We start from the raw sequence: 21,095 nt of genomic DNA, 5'->3' as shown, positions 1-21,095 counted from the left end.
CGGGATGAATAATACCCGGGGTGGTTCCTTTTTGGGGCTTTTACAAAATCATCATACTGTCGCCAAAGGAGTAAAAGCGGTATTTCTTTTCTACGGCCTGCAAATACGCTTCGTAAATAAAATCCTCCCCGGCGAAGGCGGACGTCATACACAAAGGCGTAGAGTCCGGGAAGTGGAAATTCGTAATCAGGCAGTCTATGGCTTTAAACTTGTAGCCGGGATAAATAAATAAATCCGTCCATTTTTTGCCCGGGTGCGTGATGTGGTTTTCGTCCGTAAAACTTTCCAGCGTGCGCGTGCTGGTGGTGCCGCAGGAAAAGACGCGTTTGCCGGCTTGGCGCACCGCATTTAACGTGTCGGCGGTCTCTTGGGTTACCTCGCCCAGTTCGGCCAGCATATGGTGCTGTTCCGGCTCTCCGCGCAAAGGCTTAAAAGTGCCCCAGCCGACGTGCAGGGTAATGTAGCAAATGTGTACGCCTTTATCCTTCAATTTTTGCAGCAATTCCGGCGTAAAGTGGAATCCCGCCGTAGGCGCGGCAATGGAGCCGTCGTATTTGGCGTAAACGGTTTGATAGCGTTCTTTGTCGGTGCTTATGCTGGGGGTAAGGCCGCTGTGCTTGCGGGCCTTTTCAATGTATTGCGGCAAGGGCATAAGGCCGTGCTCGTTGCAGAAGGGCAAAATGTCTTCTTCGTTAAATTCCAAAATGGCTTCGTTATTGTCCGTCTTGCCCAACACCTTGGCGGTTAAGCCGGAGCCGAAATCAAGCGTAATCCCTTCTTTATAATCGCGCGTTAAAACGGCCCAAATATTGGGCTTTTGCATCGGGCGCACGAGTAAAACTTCCACCTTGCCGCCCGTGGGTTTGTGTGCAAATAACTTGGCAGGGAAAACCTTGGTATTGTTGATAACCAGGGCATCTCCGGGGTTGAAATATTCGTGGATATCGTGAAAGATACGGTGTTCAATGGTGTGCGTATCGCGGTGGAGCACCATTTGGCGCGAGGAGTCGCGCGGCGTGGCGGGTTGCTTGGCGATAAGCGGGTCTAAATCCAGTTTTTTAAAGCGTTCAAACATAAGAGTCCTCTTATTGGAGCGTTGTTATTTCGGCTCCGGGATAATAATTTTTTAAAATTTTGCGGTAGTTTTTGCCGTTTTTCGCCATACCGTTGGCGCCGTCTTGGCACATACCTATTCCGTGCCCGTAGCCTTTTCCTTCAAAGTGCACGTCTTTTTTGCGCACGTCTAACTTGGTTATTTTGCAACTGCGTATGCCTGTGGCTAGGCGGAAGCGTCCGCACGGTACGGTTTTAGTCCCTTTGGCGGTTTTTATGGTTAAATTCGTGGCGCGGCCGGTGTCGGTTTTGCGGACAATTTTGATGTTTTTTAAAGCACCCGTCAAGCCGACGCTTTTGGCATAATTTTCTACTTTACCGCGTGCAATATTCATTGTCCACTTATAACTTTTGGAGTGGCTGTCGTATTTACAGGAGGCTCCCGAGAGCGGTTTAATAGATGTTGCGCCGAAATTCCAACTGCGCACATCGTCCGTTGCGCCGCCGCAGTTAGCGTGGTAATAGGTAAAAAAGAGTTTATCCTCGTAGGTTAATACTTGCCCGCGGGTTTGGTCCACGGCTTTTTTGACGGAGTCGTACTGCTTGCCTCCGCCTTTATACATTTGGCTGCGGACGTCGGAATACACGTCAAAATTCTGGTTTTTCACGCCCTCCAATGTTTTTAATGTGTAGGTGCGCGCGGCCACCGCCTGAGCCTTTAAGGCTTCCAGCGGCCACGAGTAACTCATTTCATAAGGTAATACACCATAAAGATATGTTTCCAGCGGAGCATGTTCCACCAGGTGAAACGTATTTTGCGCTGGGATAATGTAAATTTTGCCCGAATAACTGTTGTTATTCCAACCCAGCAAAGTGCCGGAGGCCGGCTCTAAAATAATAGGCTGTGCGGCCTGCAAGGTTCCTATTTGAATTTTTCCGTTGCCCAAAGTTTTTACAGCCAAAGTTCCGGCGGTGGAGATTTTATATTTTTTATCTAAGTTTTGCGTATAAATATATACTTTCCCGGAGTGTTTTATATAGGCCGATTTGGCCTTTTCGGCTAAAAGCACGCGCACGGTGGTTTCGGTAAATTGCTTTTGGTTTTGCGGATCCTGTGCGGGTGGTTCAGGCGCACGGACAGATAAAGCGGATAAGTCTATTGTCCCTTGCGCCGCGCGCTTGGACGGCGCCGCACACGCACTTAAAAGTGCGGCCGTTAAAAGAAATAAACAGAAGCGGGCGAGATGTTTCATACTAAAAAAGCAAATCCGCGTGCTGTTTGCGGCCCAAGTGTTCGTATGCCTTGCGCGTGGCAACACGTCCGCGCGGGGTGCGCGCAATAAAGCCCGCTTTGATGAGAAAAGGCTCTATTACGTCCGTTAAAGTATCTACGGCTTCGGAAACGGCAATCGCCAAGTTGTCCACGCCCACCGGGCCGCCCGAAAAGCGGTCTATCAGTGCTTCCAAAATGCGCTTATCCACACTGTCTAACCCCTCGCTGTCAATGTCTAGGGAGTCCATTGCCGTGGTGGCAATTTCGTGCGTGATAATGCCGTTGCCCTTTACTTGGGCAAAGTCGCGCGCGCGGCGCAATAAACGGTTTGCGATACGCGGGGTACCGCGGGAGCGTTTGGCCAGTTCGGTGAGCCCCGCACGGTCGGCCTCAATGTTTAAAAGCCGCGCCGAGCGTTCCAAAATATCGGTAATTTCTGGAATTTCGTAAAAGCCCAAGTTAAATACAATGCCAAAGCGGTCGCGTAGCGGGCCGGTCAGCAGGCCGGAGCGCGTCGTTGCACCCACCAAGGTAAAGTGCGGTACGGCCAGTTTTAAGGTCGTAGAGCCCGCTCCCTTGCCGGTATTGATAAAAAAGGTAAAGTCTTCCATTGCCGGGTAGAGGGCTTCCTCTACGGCGGGGTTTAGGCGGTGGATTTCGTCAATAAACAAAATGTCGCCCTCGGCTAATTCGGTTGTCAGCATAGCGGCCAGGTCGCCCGGGCGCGCCAGCACGGGGCCGGACGTAACCTTGATGTTTACGCCCATTTCGCGCGCCAAAATGTTGGCAAGCGTGGTTTTACCCAAGCCGGGCGGCGCGTAAAAAAGACAATGGTCCAGGGCTTCCTTGCGGGATTTGGCTGCCGCAATAAAAATGCGTAAATTTTCTTTTAGTTTTTCCTGCCCGACAAACTCGTCCAAGGTGGCGGGGCGCAGGGCGGCTTCCAGCCCGGCGGACTCATCGGAAAGTTGATTGACGTCTAAAATTTCATTTTGGTTGCTCATTTTTTCAGTACCCGCAGGGCCTCTTTGATGATGTCTTCAATCTTACCGTTTGGGTTTACACCCTCGGTGTAGAGTTTTTCAATCGCGCGGCGCGATTCCGCCGCAGAATAGCCCAAGGCGGACAAGGCTTCCAGCACGCCGCTCATATACGGGGCTTCGTCCATTACTTTTATTTTGCTTTCGCCCTGTACGGTGATAGCGTCCATTTTGTCCTTTAAGGAGTTGATTAACTTTTCCGCCGTTTTGGCCGTAAAGCCGAAGATACCCGTCAAAATTTTGGGGTCGCGTTTTAAAATAGCGTTGTGAAAGTCCGCCACCGAGCGGAGGGCTTTATTTAAAAATTCAAGTGCCTTTTTGGGGCCTGTACTGGGGATAGCGGTTTTGAAGAGATACCAAAGTGCTTTGTCTTCTTTATTCAAAAAACCGTATAAAACCGTGCCGTCGTAGGGGGAAATGGATTCCGCCACATACAGGGCCACTTCGGTTCCTTCCGTCAGTTCCAGCGCGGAACTGTGCGCGAGGTTGACCTCGTAGCCGATTCCGCCGCACAAGATGACGGCGCCGTCTTCCTTTACTTCCAATACTTCGCCTTTTAAATACGCTATCATATCTTCATTTTACCATATTGGGCGGCAGGGCCGTTTGGTTGGCAAAATGAAGGATTTGCGCGGCGAGTGCTTGGGGGCAAAAATCTTGTTTGGCGGTTAGTTCCAGGCGCAGGGCGTTAGTGTAGCGGTTGAACCAAGTGCGCTGGCGTTTGGCGTATTGGCGGGTGAGCGTGGCCACTTGCTCCACGGCTTGCACGCGGGAGATTTGCCCTTGCAAGAAAGAGACAGCCTGCGGATAGCCCAGACTTTTTAAAGCGGGCGTATCGGGCGTATATCCCTCGTTTAACAGGGTTTCGGCTTCCTGTGCCATCCCGTCAAAAATCTGCTCCGTACGGGCCGAAATGCGCGCGTTTAACGCTTCTCTATCCCACGCTAAATACACCCAGGCGGAGTCTTGCGGGGGGGGAAGTTTAAAGAAATTGCCGCTTTTTAGCGCGCTTGCGGGCTTGCCTGTCAGCCAGCACAGTTCCAAGGCGCGCATCGTGCGCTGGACGTTGCCCACCGGGATATTTTGCGCGGAAGCGGGGTCCAAGGCCATAAGTGCCTGATGTAGGCCCTCCTTGCCCGATTTTGCCAACAGAGCGGAAAGTTTTTCGCGCGTTTGGGGCGTGGAAGCGGGCAGATCGTCCATACCCACAAAATAGGCGTGCAGCCACATACCTGTACCGCCCGCAAAAATAAGTGGACGGGCGGGATTTTCAGCGGCGATTTGGCGCGCTTTTTTTACAAAGTTTCCGGCGTTACAGGTTTCGGTAACGTCTAAAAAATCCACCAGATAATAGGGAACCCCGTCCACCGTGTAGGCCCCGTTTTGGTACGAGCCCTGCGGCTTGGCAGTGCCGATAGTCAGGCGTTTATAAACTTGGCGGGAATCAGCCGAGAGGATAATCCCGTTTGATTGGCGGGCGAGTTCCAGGGCGAGTTCCGTTTTGCCGGAAGCGGTCGGGCCGCATAGGACGATAGGTTTCATAAATACATTGTATAAAATAAGCGGAGTTTATTTTTTGAAAGGCGTTTGGAGCCGTTTGTTTTAAAGGGGTTGTTTCGTTTTTTTTTTTTGTTAAAATTTTGATAAATTGCGGTTTGTGTACCCGGATGTATCTGCCGTATAAAAACGCGTATAAAAGGCTGTTTTGCTCAAATATAAAGGCCTAAACAAGGAGAAAAAATGAAAGGATTTATGAATATTTGCCGTGCGGCCACTTGTGCTAGTGGTGTCATTCCCGAGTGTTGTAGTCGGGAATCTGTTTTTATTCAAAAAGGCAACGGCAACAACGGATCCCCGACTAAATTCCTCGGGGATGACAACTACAACGGTAACGACAGATCCCGTAACCCTGCGGGCCGCCAAACACTACGGGATGCCGGCTTAACAGCACCCAGCCATATGCCCACAACCGCTGGTTTTACCCTTATAGAATTGTTGGTCGTCGTCCTCATTATCGGCATACTGGCCGCGGCGGCATTGCCGTCGTACCGGGTGGCGGTAGGCACCAGCCGCGTGGCCACTATGTACGCCTTTATGCGCGCGGTGGACCAAGCCCAACAGCATTTTTATATGCAAACTAACCGCTATGCCACCAATTTTGATTCACTGGTTATTGCCCTGCCCTCCGGTTTTAAAAGGATTAATTCTTCCCGTATTTCCAATAACGATATGTCTTGCTATATTATGACAATGTGGGGGCCATCCCAGATTTCTATTAAGTGTGAAGAACGTAAAAATGCCGTAACCATAGAAAAATATCATAAGGACACCTTTTATATTTGTTGGGCGGCCCGAGATAATTCTTTGGGCAATAGAATTTGTCAAAATTTGTCGGGAAGAGATAGTCCAAGCGGAACAGGGAGTGACGGAGACACGAATTATTTGTATTTTATGAATAATTAAAAAACCCCCGGTTTGTGCCGGGGGTTTTTCATAAGTTATTTGCGATTTTGGGAAACTATTTACCTTCAAAAAGGGCTTCGTCCTTTTGAATTTTATTGCAGATTTTGTTGCATTTGCAGGTGCCCACGCAAACTTCGGGCAGTTTGAGCAAAATGCGCGTGTCGCAATCGTTAAAATCGTCGGCCATTTCGCTGATGATTTTAGCGTCTTTTTCGGCCATTTTTACAAATTCAATACCGATAGTATATACATTTTCGCGCTGTTTCACCCACGCCAAGCGGGCCTGCACTTCCATTTTGCCCGTGCCGGGCAGTTGCAAACTGATGGAAAATTTGTCGGCCAGCGGTGCGCCCAAAAAACTAATCATACGCATACCGGAAGCGGACAAGTCCGCCAAAATAGCGACCAAGGAAGTTTCCTTGCCGTCGGCAGTTTTGTAATGCAAGTTGACCGGTTCAATCAAATTGCTGATGACCGGCATACGCGGATGTCTGCGTTTTTCAGGAAAATGTTGTTTCATAAAATTAGTCCCTCGCAAATAATAAGGTTCCGTCGGCCTTATCAATAGTGGTTTTTACGACGGAGCCAACGGGGTAAGACTTATTGGTCTTTACCCAAAAGTTGCCGGAAGAGCGGCCTTTGTTTTCGCTTTCCAAAAGCACTTCCTGCACGGTACCGACCTGCGCTTGATACGCCGCGTCGGATAAACCTCTTACTTTATTTAACAAAATATCAAGCCGTTCTTCCAGTATATTTTGCGGTAAGAGTTTCATTTTGGCCGCCGGAGTGCCCAGACGGGGGGAATATTTAAAGCAATAGGCCGCAAAAAATCCCGCCTCGTCCACGAGGGAGAGCGTCTCTTTAAAATCGTCTTCCGTCTCCGTCGGAAATCCCACAATAATATCCGTAGAAATGTTAAACCCGCAGTCCTTCAAGGCTCGGACTTTTTCCAAGAATATTTCGCGCGTGTAGCCGCGTTTCATTTCCTGCAAAACCTTGGTGGAACCGCTCTGCACGGGCAAATGGACGTGGCGGGCAATTTTGGGGTTATCCTTAATGGCGGCTAAAAATTCCGGCGTAAAATAAATAGGGTGCGGGCTCGTAAAGCGCACGCGCTCCACGCCGGGCAGGCGGCTGACTTGGTTTAATAAATCCGCAAAGGAAGTGTTCTCATATTGGTAGGCGTTGACCGTTTGCCCCAAGAGCATAATTTCCTTGGCGCCCGCCTTGGCTTTTTGGGCGGCATCGGCCAAAATATCCGCTACGGGCAGGCATTTTACAGGCCCGCGCACGCTGGGCACAATGCAGTACGAGCAGGCAAAATTGCACCCGCGCATAATGGTTACATACCCCGTTAAGCCGGAAGTGAGCAAGTTATGCTCCTGCCCGGGCGCGTTAAAAAGGCCGCTTGCGTCCAAGGTGTCCGCGAAGTGTTCAATTTCTTTGGCGCCGGAAACAATGTCTAAAAAGGGGTATTTCTTTTGAAGGGTTTTTCCCAAGCGTTGGGCGGCACAGCCCGCAAAAATAATCACGCGGCCCGGCTTTTCCCGCTTCCACTCGGCCAATCGGCCCAGGAACGATACGGCGCGGTGTTCGGCGTGGTCGCGCACGGTGCAGGTGTTGATAAGGGCAATGTCGGCCTCGTCCAACTGGTCGGTATATTGCGCGCCGCGCGCCGCCAAATGCGCAAACATTTCGTCGGAATCGGCCACGTTCATTTGGCAGCCGTAGGTTTGAATAAATACTTTGGTCATAGATAAAAAACAAGGCGGCCCTTAAAGGAACCGCCTTGCTGATAGGTTAATTAGAACAAGTCGCTGATTTTTTTGATGCTTTCCAACAGCGGCTGCGCCAAGTGAATTTTAATCACGCGGCGGCCTTTGGCCTGCAACGCTTGGAAATCGCCCAACGCCTGCGCATTGCAGAGTTGGCCGAAGGTGTAGTGCTGGCCCGGGATTTTGATATCGTTGGCCGGTTCGGCAGACAAAATCAAAAATACGCCGTTGTTGCCGTCGCCTTTATGCAACTGGCCCGTAGAGTGCAGGTAGCGCGGCCCGTAGCCAAACAAAACGGCACGTTTGGTGCGAAGCATAATTTTGTCGCGCAGACCGAGCAAGGCTTTTTCGGTTTCCTCGGACGGATACACGTACGGGAGCAAGGCCACATAATCGTTGCTTTCCAAGAGGGAATACAAGTCTTGGGCCAAGGTTTCCAGTTTTACTTCGCCGGCGATGTCGGAAGAGACCAAAATCGGGGCGGTTGTTTCGGGCGAAACATTGCCTTTTTCCAAGTCGGCCAAGAGGTTCTTTGTGCGGGTTTTGGCGTCTTGCACGTTGGGTTGGTCAAAGGGGTCAATGCCCAAAATAGCGCCTGCGGCGGCGGTGGCAATTTCCCATAGCAGGAACATAGCGCCTAATTGATAGACGTCGTCCATTTTAATCGTAAACACGGGGTAACTGCGTTCGGCCAGGTCGGCGGCAATCGCGCTGACGCGTTTGTCGTCTTCGCTGCCCGTGGACAAGTGCACAAAGAAGCGGTCTTCGCGGTAGTCAAAGTTTTGCGTGAGCGTTTCGCCCGCCACCGGTACTACGCCTTTGCCTTCTTTACCCGTGGATTCGGCTACCAACTGTTCAGCCCACAGGCCGAAGGTGGCTAAATCTTTGGGGGTTAAAAGGGTCATTTTGTCCTTGCTGTGGTTGACGTTGCAAGCACCCATATAAGCGCCCAACTGTACGGCGGCGTTGCCTTTTTCGGGGGCTTCGGGGCCGAAGGTTTCGGCTTGTTCTTGGGCAATGGTCAGTAAGCGTTTTACATCTACGCCCATAATGGCGGCAGGTACAATACCAAAGAAAGACAAGGCGGAAAAACGGCCGCCGATGTCGGAGGGGTTAATAAAGGTTTTGCGGAAGCCGTTTTTCTTGGCGAGCGCTTCCAACCCGGTACCCGCGTCGGTAATAGCGGCAAAGTTCTTACCGGGTTCTTTTACGCCTGCTTTCTTTACTTCGTCGTAGAAATAGGCAAATTGGGAGGAGGGTTCCACCGTGCCGCCGGATTTGCTGGCGAAGATGAACAAGGTTTCCGCCGGGTTAATGCGGGCGCGGGCGGCGCCGATCCAATCGGGGTTGGTGGTGTCTAACACGATAAGTTCCGGCCAGCCGTTTTGCTTACCGAATACGGTGCGGAACACTTCGGGCGCGAGCGAGGAACCGCCCATACCCATAATTACGCAATGTTTGAAATTTTGTTTTACGTCTTCGGCAAAGGCGAGCACGTCGTCAATGCGTTCCAACGTCCAGTTATAGACTTTTTGCCAGCCTAAAAACTTGACGATAAAGTCCATACTTTCTTTATCTTGTTTCCAAAGAGTGGGATCCTTGGCCCAGAATTTAGTATTAAACTCTAATCCTTCCAGTTTAATTTCCCCTTCGCGGACAATTCCTTCGGCCATCGGGTTTGCTTGTGTATTCATACGTTCCATCCTTATTTTTTATTTAAAATTCGCGTTTTCAATCGCTTTTACTTTATTAAGCCTCATTTCGTGGCGGGTACCCGTCAAAAAAGAGGCGTTTAAAAATCGTTCGGTCAGTTCCTCGGCTACGGCCGAGCCGATGATGCGTGCCCCCATACACAACACATTGAGCGCATCGTGTTCTACGGCCTGTTTGGCGCTGTACGCATCGTGGCAGACGCACGCGCGCACGCCCTTGGTTTTGTTGGCCGTAATGCACACACCCACCCCGCTTCCGCACAGCAAAATGCCACGGTCGGCTTGTTGGGAAGCCACCAGTTTGGCCACTTTGTCGGCATAGTCGGGGTAATCGGCGCGTTCGCAACTAAACGTGCCGCAATCAATTACTTCGTGCCCCAAGCGGCGTACAACAGCCGCTACGGTTTCTTTCAGCGGGAAGCCCGCGTGATCACATCCTATTGCTATTTTCATAAATCAGTATGCCTGGTCCACTAAGTCGCACATACAATGGCCCATAAAAATATGGCAGGCCTGGATATGCGGTGTATCTTTTACGTTTACCACAAGCGGCAAATCGCACATATCCTTAATGGTGCCGCCGTCCTTGCCCAAAAAAGCCGCCGTAAAGCAGCCCTTGCGTTTGGCAAGGCCCAAGGCTAAATAAACATTTTTGCTGTTGCCGGAAGTGGAAATACCGATTACCACATCGCCCGGCTGGGCAAACCCGTCAATCTGGCGGGAAAAAACCACATCGTAAGAATAATCGTTACCGATGGCGGTAAGGGTGGAGGAGTTTGTGTTTAATGCAAGCGCCGGCAGGGACGGGCGTTCCTTTTTAAAGCGGCCCACAAATTCCGCCGCAATATGCTGCGCGTCGGAGGCGCTCCCGCCGTTGCCCATTAAAATTACTTTATGCCCGTTTTTAAAGGCTTTTACCACCTCGGCGGACAAGGTTTCCACCTTGTCCGAAAGGTGTTCTTTTACATATTCAACGGCTTTAATTAATTCGTCGGCTTGTTGCTCTACAAACATTTTTAACTCCTTTAAATTTGTTCAATGGCGTTTTTATCCACCCAGCCTTTTATGCCCTGGGATTTTACAATAACCTCGTACCAGGAATCCTTTTCATCCTGCACGGTTAAAAGGTGTCCTTGGGCTACGCTTGCGCTGGCGGGGAAATTGGTTCCCGGCCCGCTGCGTATTTCCGCCACCGGGGCGGCTACTACGGCCAAGGGTTCCGTTTCGGCCTTATGGCGCATATAAAACCACCCGGCCGAAAGCAAAAGCACTACGGCCACGGTTGCGGCAATTCTTCCGCCGCGGCGTTTTAAAACCCATACGCACGCGAGCAAACAGAACACCCACCATAAAACCATTGTCAGCCCTTTTAGTTCGCTGTAAGACAAACTGAAAAACGCCTTATGCAGTACGGGCGGCACCCCGGCCGGAACCAAACTTTCGCCCCCGGCGGATAAAGCCAAGGCTAAATTATTGCGGATGTCCGTGTTGCGCGGGGCCAACTTAAAGGCGCGGTAATAATTCGCGGCGGCCAAGCCCATACTGCCCATTTTAAAATAGCAGTTACCTATATTGTAGTAAACATAAGGGTCGTTTGGGTGAGTTTTTAAATCATATTCATATAGGCCCAAGGCGGCGGAGAACTTGCCTTGGCGGTAAAATTCTTCCGCATTTTGCAGGGGCGTTTGGGCAAAAACGGAGGTAAACCCAAGTAAAGCAAATACTAAAATAAACAAGCGTTTCATTTGGTTTCTTCCTCCATTAGTTTTAATACGTCTAATCCCTGTGAGGACAGATTTTGCGGGTCTAGCGCATCGGGCGAGCCGGGGGCAAAGCGGGCCGTTTCCAGCCGTTGCCAAAGTAAAGAAAACGCTTCTGCGGTGGCGGGAGTAACGCCGCTTTTTTGCAGTGCGGTTACAATCGCGCGCAGGGGCAGGCTGCCCGTACCGATGTTTAATTTCTGTTGCAAATAGCCGGATAACGCTTCGGCCACCTGTTCGTCGGACACCGCCCGTTTAAGCAAATTTTTAGCGTGCGTATAGGCGCGTTTTCGGGCCATAGATTTCCGGCCAAAGGAAGCAAAAAATACGCTAAGGCCCAAAATTACCAGCGCCGCCCAGTTTACGTCCTGCCACGCGCTTAACCGGGCCAGTACGGACGGTTCCGGCGCGTAAGCCGTTTTTAAATAGGCAATATCCTTGCCCAAGGTTTGAAAGCCGCTCCCCGTGTGGGCTACGGAACCGAAATCAAAGCCGCTTTCCTTTTTGGTGGAGGGGGAAACGGATACCGTAATGGGTTCCGTTTGTAAGGTTTTGTATTGGCCGGAAGCCGGATTAAAATAGGACCATTTAACGCCCGGAACAACGTAAATACCCGAAGCGGACGGTACGAGTACCGTCTTAAATTCCTTATACCCGCGTACTTGGTCAGACGACGGCAAGGAACCTGCGGCAGCCGCCGCGGGGTACATTTTAAATCCAGCAATCTGCGGCCACTTTAAATCGCCGGTGCCCTTTAAGTTGCCCGGCCCCTTTACCGTAACGGTAACCGTAACGGCTTCCCCGGCTTCCACTTGTGTTCTGTCGGCCCCGGCGGCAAGGGTATAACCTTGGCCTACGGCGCCGTAAAAGGAGTTTGGTTTTCCATTGGTCGGAAGCGGGCGGATTTGGAGAGAAATTTCCTTGGACGTGGCCGTTTTTTCCGCCCCCACGGCCGAGCCGCCAAACAGGCGGTCCAGCGGAGAAAGCGACGCGGAGCCGGTGCGGTATTGCACGACGGCCTCACCAATAGAGGCTGCGCCGGGGGCCGCCCCCGTAACGGTGTAGCGTTGTTCATTATAGCGGTACAGTACCCCGTTAATGCTTTGGGTTCCTTCGGCAGAGCCCGCATCTTCCATAAATAAGTTATACACGGCAGGCTTTTGGTAAGGCGCATCGTAAAATTCGCGCGAATAATAAAAGCGCACCGCCAAGGTAACGGCTTCGTTTACATAAGGTTTTTTATTGCTTACGGCGGAAACCAAAAAGTAATTTTCACTTCCGCGGGCGTAGGCTTGGTTCATCAAATTTTGCGTAAGCGGGGGCAGGCTTTCGTCCGCCTTTTGCACTTGGCGCGAAATAGCCGCCGTATTAATGGACGAGTCATATGTCCCGTTGGTTACGGCGCGGCCCGTGCTGGTGGCCGGGCGGTTATTTTGCACGCCTTGGGAATTGCGGTAAATGCTGATAGAAATCGGGTCTGTCTTATACGTTTTCCCGTTATATTTAACGGTTACGGCGCCAATATCCGCCTTGCCCACAAAGCGCGGCAGCATTACATAGCGGAAGACCGAGGTGCTTTTGCCGTTGATAGAGGTTTGGTCAATTTCGCGCGAATAGACGTTAAACGCGGGCAAACTGGGCAGTTGCGGCATTGTCAGCGGGCTGACGGCTCCCTGTACGGTTACGGTTAGGGTAATTTCGTCGTCCAGCGTGAGCGAAGTTTTATCCACCGAAGCCGATACGGAAATTTGCGCCCAAGCAAGCCCGGTAAAAAACAGCAAACAAAGGGAAAAAAGGAGTTTTTTTAGCATATTACCAATCCTTATCCACCGTGGGGTCTTGCGCCTCGCCCGGTTGGGTGGGCTTTTTGTATTCGTTTTCACGCGCCATTTGCATTACGCGGTCCGCATCGTCCTTATTCATCGTATCTTGGGGCTTGGACGGTTGTTCCTCTTGTCCTTTATCCTGTGGGGCTTGGCCCTTGTTGTTTTGGTCCTGCTTACTTTGGTTAGAGGAGTTATTGTTGCTGTTTTGCTGATTTTGGTTATTCTGGTTTTGCTCGCTCTGCTGTTGTTCTATAATCAGTTGCAAATTGTGCACGGCCTCTTTGTCTTTGGGATTAGCGACAATGGCTTGGCGGTAGGCGGAAACGGCTTTTTCTTTATCGCCCGCGCGGTAGTAGGCGTTGCCTAGGTTGAAGAGCGCGTCTTGGCGGAGTTTACCGTTTTGTTCTGCGGTGTTTTCAAAGGCTTTTTCAGCCGCTTGGTAATCCTTTAAATAGTACGAAGCCGCCCCTGCGCCGAAAGAGGCTTGCTCTTTATGGGGGGCTTTTTGCAAGGCTGTTTGGTATTTAGCCAAGGCTTGGCCGTATTTTTTATCTTGGTATAACTTGCCCGCTTCGCGCAAATCCCCGCGCACGCCCGCAAAGGCGGACGAAGAGGAGAGAATAAGTAAAAAGCAAGCAAGTTTCTTCATAAGACTATTTTACCTTTTTTGGACGGTATTTCGCTTATTGCCGCGCGGCCACAGCAGAAACGCGGCCAAACACAAGATAGCCAGCGCCAGCGGAAGGGCGTAGCGGTTCTTGTAAACCGCGCGCGAAGCGGCCCGGGCGGAGGTTTTGTCTAGCCCCTTTACCGAGGCTTCCACCTTGGCCGCCACTTGTGCGGGCGTGGTGTAGGCGATATACGCGCCGCCGGTGGCCTGCGCCAGTGCGAGCAGCGTTTTTTCATCCAGTTTGGAAACGACGGTTTTGCCCGTTTTATCCTTTTTGTATTCTAAAATCTTGCCCGTTGCGTCCAGTTTGGCGGGGATTAACGTGCCGTCTTTGGTACCGATACCGATAGCAATCACGCGGATACCGTTTTTAAGGGCGGTTTCCTGTGCGACTTTCAGTTCTTCGGGGGAGTGGTCCTCTCCGTCCGTCAGTAAAATAAGGGCTTTTTGCCCGGGATATTTGGCCAGCATACGGGCCGCCAAATTGACCGGGGCGGCTAACGAGGTGCCCGGAACAGGCAGCATATCGGGCTGTAAGGAGTTAATAAAATAGGTCAGTGCGTCCTCATCCGTAGTGATAGGGCATTGTACATACGCCTGCGAGGTAAACGCCAAAATGCCGATGCGCTCATCCTTTAAATTGTTGACGAGCATTTTGAGCATTGTTTTGGCGTTGTCCAAGCGGTCGGGCTTTAAATCGCGCGCGCGCATAGAGGTGGAAACGTCCACTGCGATAACCGTTTGCGCAAACGAGCCTTGCACCTCTATTACTTCCGTACCCCATTGGGGCCCGGCTAAGGCCACAAATAAAAAGAATAAAAAGAGGCCGAAGCACGCGCCGCGCTTCCAGGTAACGGGACGCAAGTTGGCGGTTAGTTTCTGGTACGCCTGCGGGCCAAAGAGGGCGGCAATCAGGCGGTTTTTTAGTTTCTTGCCCGACCACGCCACCAGCCACACCAGCAGAGCCGCCGGGATAAAATAAACCAAAAACCAAGGATTTGCAAAAAGTTCCATATCAGGGCACCTTTATTAAAAATAGTTTTTCCAAGATAAACGCCGTTCCCGCCAACAAAAGCGCCGCCAGCAAAAGCGGTTGGTAAAAATCGGTACGGTTGACGGTGGAACTGGGGGCGAATTGTGTTTTTTCCAGTTCATTAATCATATCGTAAATTTTGGCGAGTTCCGCCTCGTTTTTGGCGCGGAAGAATTTTCCGCCCGTTGCATCTGCTATTTCCAACATCAGCCCTTCGTTAATTTCGTCCTGCGCGCTGGAATACAAACTCTGCTGGGGCGCGCTGGCCGTACCAATGGTGTAAACGCGGATACCATACGAAGCCGCGGCCTTGGCGGCGAGCATCGGGTCAATGGTTCCGGCGTTGGAATCGCCGTCCGTCAGCAAGATAACGATTTTGCTTTTGGCTTTGCTGTCTTTTAAATGGTTGGAAGCCACCGCGAGCGCATCGCCGATAGCCGTATAGTTGGGGTCCACTACGCCTAAATATAAAGTGCTTAAATATTCCAGCAGGGCTTCGTGGTCCAAGGTGAGCGGGGCTTGGAGCATTGCCTGCTTGGCAAAGGCCACCAGGCCGATACGGTCCGTCGGGCGTTTTTTAATGAAGCGGGCGGCGGTTTCCTGCGCGGCTACAAAGCGGTTCGGGTAAAAGTCCTGCTTTTGCATAGAGGCGGACACGTCCATTAACAAAATAATATCCACGCCCTCGGTGGGGGGGACGACGGTGCGGTCCACTTTTACGGGCCGGGCGAGGGCGGCTGTCATCAAAATAAGCGCGCCCGTATATAACAGGATAGGCACCCAACGGGTAAAAAGTACGCGCAAGGAGGTTTGTTCCACCATTAAATGCGCCAAGGGGTAGGAAATTTGGCGGCTGAACGCCCTCCTTAATACGGTATGCGTGATAAGTACGGCAAAGGGGATAATAAGCAGTAAAAACGCCCACGGGTGCATAAATTCCGCCCGTCCACCGGATAAGCGTTCAAATAACAGCCCCCCCAGCGAAACCGTGCATAAAGCCGCGGCCGCCGCCGTGCAAATAGCCTGCGCTTTGGGCGCGCGGCGGGTAATAAGCCCGGCCGACAAAGCAGTCAGCAAGAGCAAAACGCTGATTAAAAAGAAGTAAATCATTTTTTAACCTCCTGCGAGGGGGCCAGTTCCTTGGGCGAGGTTTCCACAATAATTTCGCGCAAGAGTTGGATATCGCGGTTGCGCGTATCCAAACTGGGTACGGCCTTGGCAAATTTTACGAGGTCGCCCGAACTTAAAAATTGGCGCAACTGCGTGCGCAGGGGGGCCAACTTGGGCATTGTTTTAATGCGGGCTAAAATTTCGGCAGACGTATCGGCGGACGCGTCTATTTTTAATTGCCGCCATAAATATTCGCGCAAAATGTCGGTAAGGGTGTTGTAAAACACCTTGTATTGGGCATTTTCCCACAGTCCGCTGTCTAACAACGCGTCAATTTGCGAGAGGGCAATTTCGTTGCCGGGGCGCGGGTCCTCGGGTGCGGCGGCGACGGAGAGTTTTTTCTCGTGCAGTTTTTTGTGCCACGCATACAATACATAAATAAGCGCGCCTAACAATAGCGCGGCAACCAGCCACGCCAGCCACCCGGCGGGGATGGACGGATTGCGGATTTCCCGCAGGTTTTTGTCGTTAAAGGTTTTGGCGGGGGTAATGTCTATATACTCTTCGGTCTTTGTCTGGGCGGCGGTGCGGCCGTTTTGCACGAGGTTAAACGTAACCGTAAAGGTGGATTTGCCCAAGGTAAAGGGGAGCGCCGTAAAATCGTATGTCAGCGTGCCGGGGGAATTTTGCTTAGCGGACATTTGGGTAATTTCAAAATCCTTGGAAAGGGAATTTTCATCCACGGTTACCTCGTAGCCCGGCGTGTGGCTTAAACTAAATTGCAGAGCAAAGGGCGAGGCAAAGGGAACCTTGTCCGCGGCTTTCTGCTCAATTAAGTGTATTTCCTGCGCTCCGCAGAGAGCAAAGGAAAACAAAAGGGAAAATAAAGTAAAAAGTTTTTTCATATTATTTTCTTATTTTTTTGGCGCGCTGTTTAAAAAACGCAATTACCGGGTCCGCCGGCGCTTGGTCGGTACGGACGAAAATAGGCTCAATCTTATACGGGTTAAAAAGGGCGCGCAGGTTGATGTTTTGGTGTTCCGCGTGCTCGGCAAGCGCCGCGTTTAGTTCGCCCGACGACAGACACAAAAAATCCTCTTCCCCTGTTTCCGGGTCCGTTACGTCTATGCACGCGGGCACGGGGGGGATAAACTTTTCCAGTTTGTCTTGGATAACTACCGGGATTAAATCAAACTTTTTGGCCGCCAGTTTAAAAGGTTTGGAAAATGAGGAAACGGGCGCCAAAAAATCGGAAATTAAAATCAAAATGCCTTGGCGTTTAATCACCTTGGATAACGTTTCTAAGCACAGGCCAATGTCCGTACCGCGCCCGGCGGGTTCAAAGGCCACCAGTTCGCGGATGAGGCGCAAAACGTGCTTTTTGCCTTTTTTGGGGGGGACAAAGAGTTCTATCTTGTCCGAAAACAGCATTAAACCCACTTTGTCGCTGTTTTTGATAGCGGAAAAGGCAAACAGCGCGGAGAGTTCCGCCGCCAGTTCTTGCTTTAATTTATCGGTAGAGCCGAAACGCTGGGACGCGGACACGTCGCACGCAATCATCAGCGTTAATTCGCGCTCCTCGTTGTACTTTTTAATATAGGGGATGCCCGTGCGTGCGGTTACGTTCCAGTCAATGGAGCGGATATCGTCGCCCGGGGTATATTCGCGCACTTCGGCAAATTCAATGCCTTGGCCTTTAAACGCGCTTAAATATTCCCCGGCGAACGTTTCCGACACCAGTTTGTTCGTCTGGATTTCTATTTGGCGTACTTTTTTTAAAATTTCCGCGGTATCCATTTTGTCCCCCAAATCAAGAACTACGGTACATCCACCGCGTCAAAAATTTGTTTGACGATTTGGTCGGACGTAATGTTTTCGGCTTCCGCTTCGTAGGATAACAGTACACGGTGGCGCAATACGTCTAACCCAATGGCTTTGATATCTTCGGGCGTTACAAAGCCGCGCCCGTTTAAGAACGCATAGGCTTTGGCCGCTTGCGTGAGGAAGATAGTTGCGCGGGGGCTGGCGCCATAGGCAATAAAAGAGGCTAGTTTTTCTAACTTGGCCGATTTGGGGTCGCGCGTGGCAAAGACTAAATCTACAATGTAGTTTTTGATTTTTTCATCTACATAAATGGAATCGGTTACTTGGCGCGCTTTTAAAATCATCTCCGGTGTAACATTGGTGTTTACGGTAATGGTTTGATGCGAGGACATACGTTCCAAAATCAGTTTTTCCTCTTCTTTGGTGGGATAGGTTACCATTACTTTAAGCATAAAGCGGTCCACCTGTGCTTCCGGGAGCGGATAAGTACCCTCTTGCTCTACGGGGTTTTGTGTGGCCAGTACCATAAAGGGGGACGGCAATTTGTAAGTTTGCTCGCCGATAGTTACCTGCCGCTCCTGCATTGCTTCCAAGAGCGCGCTTTGTACCTTGGCTGGAGAACGGTTGATTTCGTCGGCCAGTACAAAGTTGGAAAACACAGGGCCGCGTTTGGGATAAAAGAGCCCGTCCTTGGGGTTGAAAATAAGCGTACCCGTGATATCGGCGGGCAATAAATCAGGCGTAAACTGGATACGCTGGAACTGGGCGTGAATTGCTTGCGCCAAGGTCTTTACGGCCAAGGTTTTGGCAAGGCCCGGCACGCCTTCAATCAAAATGTGTCCGTCGGCCAGTAAGGCTACGAGCATTTTTTCAAGCAATGCTTCCTGCCCTACAATTACCTTGCCGACTTCGCGCTTTAAATCTTGTAAGAATATACTTTCCTGCTGGACTTGTTTATTAAGTGTGGTGATATCCATACGTCCCCCTTATGACGGGCTAAACCGCCGGTTTCTTTCCTATATTATAAATAAATTGCGTTTGCTGTAAAAGCCTAAAATGGATTATTTGGCTTGCTTTTTGCGGCGTTCCAGTTCTTTGGCCTGTTTTATGGCTTTAACGGTTTTGCAAATCATCCATACGCCGATAAAAGGCGGCAAGCAGGTAATAATCAGAACCGGCCAAAAAGCAAAAGGCACTTTGAACCAGAAAAAAGAAAGAGGAAAGCCGATAAGCAGCAGGCAAAATATCCCCGTAGCAAGAAAAACATATCGCGCTTCCTTATTATAGGGGCACAAAATGCCATAGTCTATGTAATCTTGAAAAATAGTGCGGATTTTATCGGCGGCAGTTTTATCCCAAGAGTTGCGTAAACTCCTTGGGTTGACGGCGAAATGAAAGGAGGCAAATCGGGCGCGGTAGTCCAAGAGTTGGGGGAAAAATGTAAACGGGCGTGCTGACAAATGGTCACAAACGAAGGTTTGGTTCCCTTGCGTAAAGGATATTACGCAAGGCCCCGCAACGGAGCGGTGTCCGTTTTTGGTGGAAACATCAAAGGCGGTAATGGTGAGGCTGAACCGCGTTTCCGGATAGGGCAGGAAAACGGGAAGAGTATTCTTATTATATCCCAGTTTTACGCCTTCGTTCAAAAATTCTATCGTGCGGATAGCGGACATTTGGCTGTGGCTCGGCAAAAAGCATTTTATCCAACGATAAAGGATATTGCCTATAAAAAATACCATTAGAATCGGAAGCAACTTAAAAAGTAAAAGTGTTATTAAATCCCCTTCGCTGATTTCTGTCACAAAGGCAGTGTAAGATTGCCAGGAAAATTGTCCGTCTAACAGAAAAAAGAAACAAAACCCAAAGGCCGTAAACATCACTATGGTGAAGATTTCCTGTAAAGAAATATAAGATTTTGGATTTCTAATTTTAATACGCATTATTATCTCCCACGAAAAAGTCCGGCTAACCGGGCCAACAAAAATCGTTTCCCGTCCAATAGTTTATCAACCGTATGGGTAGCCGTCAAATTCTTATATAATTCCGAGGTCATTTCTGCTCCTTACATAACTTTATATATTATGATAGAATTTGCGGTAAATTACAAGTTAAAAATAAAACACCCCCGCAGAGGTGCGAGGGTGCTTATCACAAAGGCGAAACTATTTAGATGTTTCGTCGTACATCCCAACCCCGGTTTTGCCGATAACCATTATCTTTTGGGCGCCGGGCATATGGCAGATTTCGGGCAAGTGTTCGCTGCCGATATCTAAATAGACCAATTTTTCGGCGTCGGATGCGTTGCGGATGACGTGTGCGCCTTCCGGTCCTGTGGGAAAGGTAATAGCGTCGCCCGCTTTTAAGGTTACTTCCCTGTCGTGCAATTTAACAGCGGCGGTGCCGGAAATCACATAAAAGACTTCTTCGTTCATTTCGTGCCAATGGTATCCATAGGCAAAGTGTCCGGGGGCCACTTCCACAAAGTTCGCGTGCAAGGTGGAAATGTCGCTATGCGGGATAATTTCCTTTACGGTAAATTCCGCACCGTTGGCCGCCATAAATTGACCCTTTTCGTGTTGGTAATTTTTAATTTCAACTTTTTTCATATCTTTCTCCTTTATATATAGGGGATTTTTACCCCGGATGACATCAAGTATTGTGCCTTTTGATAGTTTCTTTTGTAAAGTAGGCACTTTTTTGTATGCTAGTAGTCAAAAAGAAACTAATGGAGTATAATAAATATATGATTACGAAAAAGAATTTGCCCCCGTGTCCGGTGGCGGTACTGCTCAAATTGATAGGTAATAAATGGAAAATCCTTATTATAAGGGATTTGCTGACAGGGACCAAACGTTTTGGCGAATTAAAAAGAAGTGTGGGGTGTTCCCAAAAAGTTCTTACAAGCAACTTAAAAGAAATGGAAGAGAATAAATTATTGTTGCGCAAAGCCTTTGCCGAGATACCTCCCCGGGTGGAATATACTCTTACCAAAACAGGTTTATCCTTGGCTCCCGTACTGCAAGAAATGGCTGCGTGGGGGGATAAATACCGACGGAGTTTAAAGAAATAGTTGCAAAATATTTTTAATATGTTATATAATAAATATACGCAAACAAGATGAGTTTGCCAAGCAGTAAAAAAGATTTGACAAGTTCTTAAAAAATTGTTTTAATATATAAGTACTCAGTAAAGAGCGTTTTAAAAAGTTTGCAACTTAACTTAAAAAAAGATTTGACAAACCGAATAAAAAAATGCTTAAATAAAAGAGTAGTAAGAGTTGAGCGGTTTAAACGGAAGTTTAAAAAAGGCTTGACAGATTGAAACAGATTTGCTAGAATATCTTTGTAGCCAAAGAGGGCTCAAAGAAGAAAAATAAATTTCCGATTGCTTTTTCCGAAGCAGGAAAAGAGCAACAAGGAAATTTCGTTCTGTGAAAATTTGACAGCAATGTGCGAATGGGCGATTTGAAATGGGAAGGTTCAAACCTAACATTTTAAATGCTCAAAGTAAGTCAGTCATAGACTATAATATGACACCAAGTTAATTCAAGTAAGAA

The 21,095-nt window shown here is 49.7% G+C and carries 22 protein-coding genes; 2 read left to right on the top strand and 20 right to left on the bottom strand.

The annotated features are described in order from the left end of the window. Nucleotides 1–40: 40 nt before the first annotated feature. The 5 genes from queA to miaA are packed head-to-tail and all read right to left on the bottom strand — an operon-like array spanning nucleotide 41 to nucleotide 4,908. Nucleotides 41–1,075, bottom strand: a complete 1,035-nt coding sequence (gene queA / locus ACR0QV_RS05975; RefSeq protein WP_432635396.1) for a tRNA preQ1(34) S-adenosylmethionine ribosyltransferase-isomerase QueA — start codon at nucleotides 1,073–1,075, stop codon at nucleotides 41–43. 10 nt (nucleotides 1,076–1,085) lie between these two features. Further along, nucleotides 1,086–2,306 (bottom strand): SpoIID/LytB domain-containing protein, encoded by a 1,221-nt coding sequence (locus tag ACR0QV_RS05970; RefSeq protein WP_432635394.1) that lies wholly within the window; start codon nucleotides 2,304–2,306, stop codon nucleotides 1,086–1,088. Between the two features lies 1 nt (nucleotide 2,307). Then, the gene (gene ruvB, locus ACR0QV_RS05965) at nucleotides 2,308–3,330 is read right to left on the bottom strand and encodes a Holliday junction branch migration DNA helicase RuvB (RefSeq protein WP_428037833.1); all 1,023 of its coding nucleotides are present in this window, start codon (nucleotides 3,328–3,330) and stop codon (nucleotides 2,308–2,310) included. After that, nucleotides 3,327–3,938 carry a Holliday junction branch migration protein RuvA gene (gene ruvA / locus ACR0QV_RS05960; protein ID WP_432635392.1) on the bottom strand — a complete coding sequence of 204 codons (612 nt, stop codon included), beginning with the start codon at nucleotides 3,936–3,938 and terminating at the stop codon, nucleotides 3,327–3,329. The genes ruvB and ruvA overlap by 4 nt, the downstream gene beginning before the upstream one ends. 4 nt (nucleotides 3,939–3,942) lie before the next feature. Beyond that, on the bottom strand, nucleotides 3,943–4,908 hold the full coding sequence (miaA, locus tag ACR0QV_RS05955; protein WP_432635390.1) for a tRNA (adenosine(37)-N6)-dimethylallyltransferase MiaA: 966 nt from the start codon (nucleotides 4,906–4,908) through the stop codon (nucleotides 3,943–3,945). A 198-nt stretch (nucleotides 4,909–5,106) separates the two neighbouring features. Between miaA and ACR0QV_RS05950 the strand changes: the two genes are divergently transcribed. Further along, nucleotides 5,107–5,829, top strand: a complete 723-nt coding sequence (locus tag ACR0QV_RS05950) for a type IV pilin protein (RefSeq protein ID WP_432635388.1) — start codon at nucleotides 5,107–5,109, stop codon at nucleotides 5,827–5,829. A gap of 55 nt (nucleotides 5,830–5,884) precedes the next feature. On the opposite strand, the gene ACR0QV_RS05945 is transcribed toward ACR0QV_RS05950, so the two are convergent. The 15 genes from ACR0QV_RS05945 to ACR0QV_RS05875 all read right to left on the bottom strand — a co-directional run bounded on the left by ACR0QV_RS05945 (nucleotide 5,885) and on the right by ACR0QV_RS05875 (nucleotide 20,145). Then, on the bottom strand, nucleotides 5,885–6,349 hold the full coding sequence (locus ACR0QV_RS05945; RefSeq protein ID WP_428061027.1) for a PilZ domain-containing protein: 465 nt from the start codon (nucleotides 6,347–6,349) through the stop codon (nucleotides 5,885–5,887). Between the two features lie 4 nt (nucleotides 6,350–6,353). Then, nucleotides 6,354–7,583, bottom strand: coding sequence for a tRNA (N6-isopentenyl adenosine(37)-C2)-methylthiotransferase MiaB (gene miaB / locus ACR0QV_RS05940; protein WP_432635386.1), 1,230 nt, complete (start codon nucleotides 7,581–7,583; stop codon nucleotides 6,354–6,356). 50 nt (nucleotides 7,584–7,633) lie between these two features. Beyond that, on the bottom strand, nucleotides 7,634–9,298 hold the full coding sequence (locus tag ACR0QV_RS05935; RefSeq protein WP_432635384.1) for a glucose-6-phosphate isomerase: 1,665 nt from the start codon (nucleotides 9,296–9,298) through the stop codon (nucleotides 7,634–7,636). An 18-nt stretch (nucleotides 9,299–9,316) separates the two neighbouring features. Then, the gene (rpiB, locus tag ACR0QV_RS05930; RefSeq protein ID WP_428054223.1) at nucleotides 9,317–9,769 is read right to left on the bottom strand and encodes a ribose 5-phosphate isomerase B; all 453 of its coding nucleotides are present in this window, start codon (nucleotides 9,767–9,769) and stop codon (nucleotides 9,317–9,319) included. Between the two features lie 3 nt (nucleotides 9,770–9,772). Next, on the bottom strand, nucleotides 9,773–10,330 hold the full coding sequence (locus ACR0QV_RS05925) for a D-sedoheptulose 7-phosphate isomerase (protein WP_432635382.1): 558 nt from the start codon (nucleotides 10,328–10,330) through the stop codon (nucleotides 9,773–9,775). Between the two features lie 11 nt (nucleotides 10,331–10,341). Then, entirely contained in the window at nucleotides 10,342–11,061 is a 720-nt protein-coding gene (locus ACR0QV_RS05920) for a tetratricopeptide repeat protein (protein ID WP_432635380.1), read from the bottom strand. Further along, nucleotides 11,058–12,887 (bottom strand): BatD family protein, encoded by a 1,830-nt coding sequence (locus ACR0QV_RS05915; RefSeq protein WP_432635378.1) that lies wholly within the window; start codon nucleotides 12,885–12,887, stop codon nucleotides 11,058–11,060. Before ACR0QV_RS05915 ends, ACR0QV_RS05920 begins: the two co-directional genes overlap by 4 nt. Nucleotide 12,888: 1 nt before the next feature. Next, nucleotides 12,889–13,551 carry a tetratricopeptide repeat protein gene (locus tag ACR0QV_RS05910; RefSeq protein ID WP_432635376.1) on the bottom strand — a complete coding sequence of 221 codons (663 nt, stop codon included), beginning with the start codon at nucleotides 13,549–13,551 and terminating at the stop codon, nucleotides 12,889–12,891. A gap of 9 nt (nucleotides 13,552–13,560) precedes the next feature. After that, on the bottom strand, nucleotides 13,561–14,586 hold the full coding sequence (locus ACR0QV_RS05905) for a vWA domain-containing protein (protein WP_432635374.1): 1,026 nt from the start codon (nucleotides 14,584–14,586) through the stop codon (nucleotides 13,561–13,563). A 1-nt stretch (nucleotide 14,587) separates the two neighbouring features. Next, a complete protein-coding gene (locus ACR0QV_RS05900) occupies nucleotides 14,588–15,715 on the bottom strand; it encodes a vWA domain-containing protein (RefSeq protein WP_432635372.1) in 1,128 nt (375 codons plus the stop codon). Then, nucleotides 15,712–16,620 (bottom strand): hypothetical protein, encoded by a 909-nt coding sequence (locus ACR0QV_RS05895; RefSeq protein ID WP_432635370.1) that lies wholly within the window; start codon nucleotides 16,618–16,620, stop codon nucleotides 15,712–15,714. Before ACR0QV_RS05895 ends, ACR0QV_RS05900 begins: the two co-directional genes overlap by 4 nt. Nucleotide 16,621: 1 nt before the next feature. After that, nucleotides 16,622–17,512, bottom strand: a complete 891-nt coding sequence (locus ACR0QV_RS05890) for a DUF58 domain-containing protein (protein ID WP_432635368.1) — start codon at nucleotides 17,510–17,512, stop codon at nucleotides 16,622–16,624. 20 nt (nucleotides 17,513–17,532) lie between these two features. Then, a complete protein-coding gene (locus ACR0QV_RS05885; protein WP_432635366.1) occupies nucleotides 17,533–18,516 on the bottom strand; it encodes an AAA family ATPase in 984 nt (327 codons plus the stop codon). Nucleotides 18,517–18,600: 84 nt separating this feature from the next. Then, nucleotides 18,601–19,278 carry a hypothetical protein gene (locus ACR0QV_RS05880; protein ID WP_432635364.1) on the bottom strand — a complete coding sequence of 226 codons (678 nt, stop codon included), beginning with the start codon at nucleotides 19,276–19,278 and terminating at the stop codon, nucleotides 18,601–18,603. 423 nt (nucleotides 19,279–19,701) lie between these two features. Next, nucleotides 19,702–20,145 carry a cupin domain-containing protein gene (locus ACR0QV_RS05875; protein ID WP_177746229.1) on the bottom strand — a complete coding sequence of 148 codons (444 nt, stop codon included), beginning with the start codon at nucleotides 20,143–20,145 and terminating at the stop codon, nucleotides 19,702–19,704. A 137-nt stretch (nucleotides 20,146–20,282) separates the two neighbouring features. On the opposite strand from ACR0QV_RS05875, the gene ACR0QV_RS05870 reads away from it, so the two are divergent. After that, a complete protein-coding gene (locus ACR0QV_RS05870; protein ID WP_177746231.1) occupies nucleotides 20,283–20,609 on the top strand; it encodes a winged helix-turn-helix transcriptional regulator in 327 nt (108 codons plus the stop codon). The last annotated feature ends 486 nt before the right edge of the window (nucleotides 20,610–21,095 follow it).

This window comes from Candidatus Avelusimicrobium sp., from assembly GCF_050873505.1.
GTDB lineage: Bacteria > Elusimicrobiota > Elusimicrobia > Elusimicrobiales > Elusimicrobiaceae > Avelusimicrobium.
The sequence above is the reverse complement of the archived record's forward strand: the minus strand, read 5'-3'. Positions and strand labels throughout refer to the sequence as shown.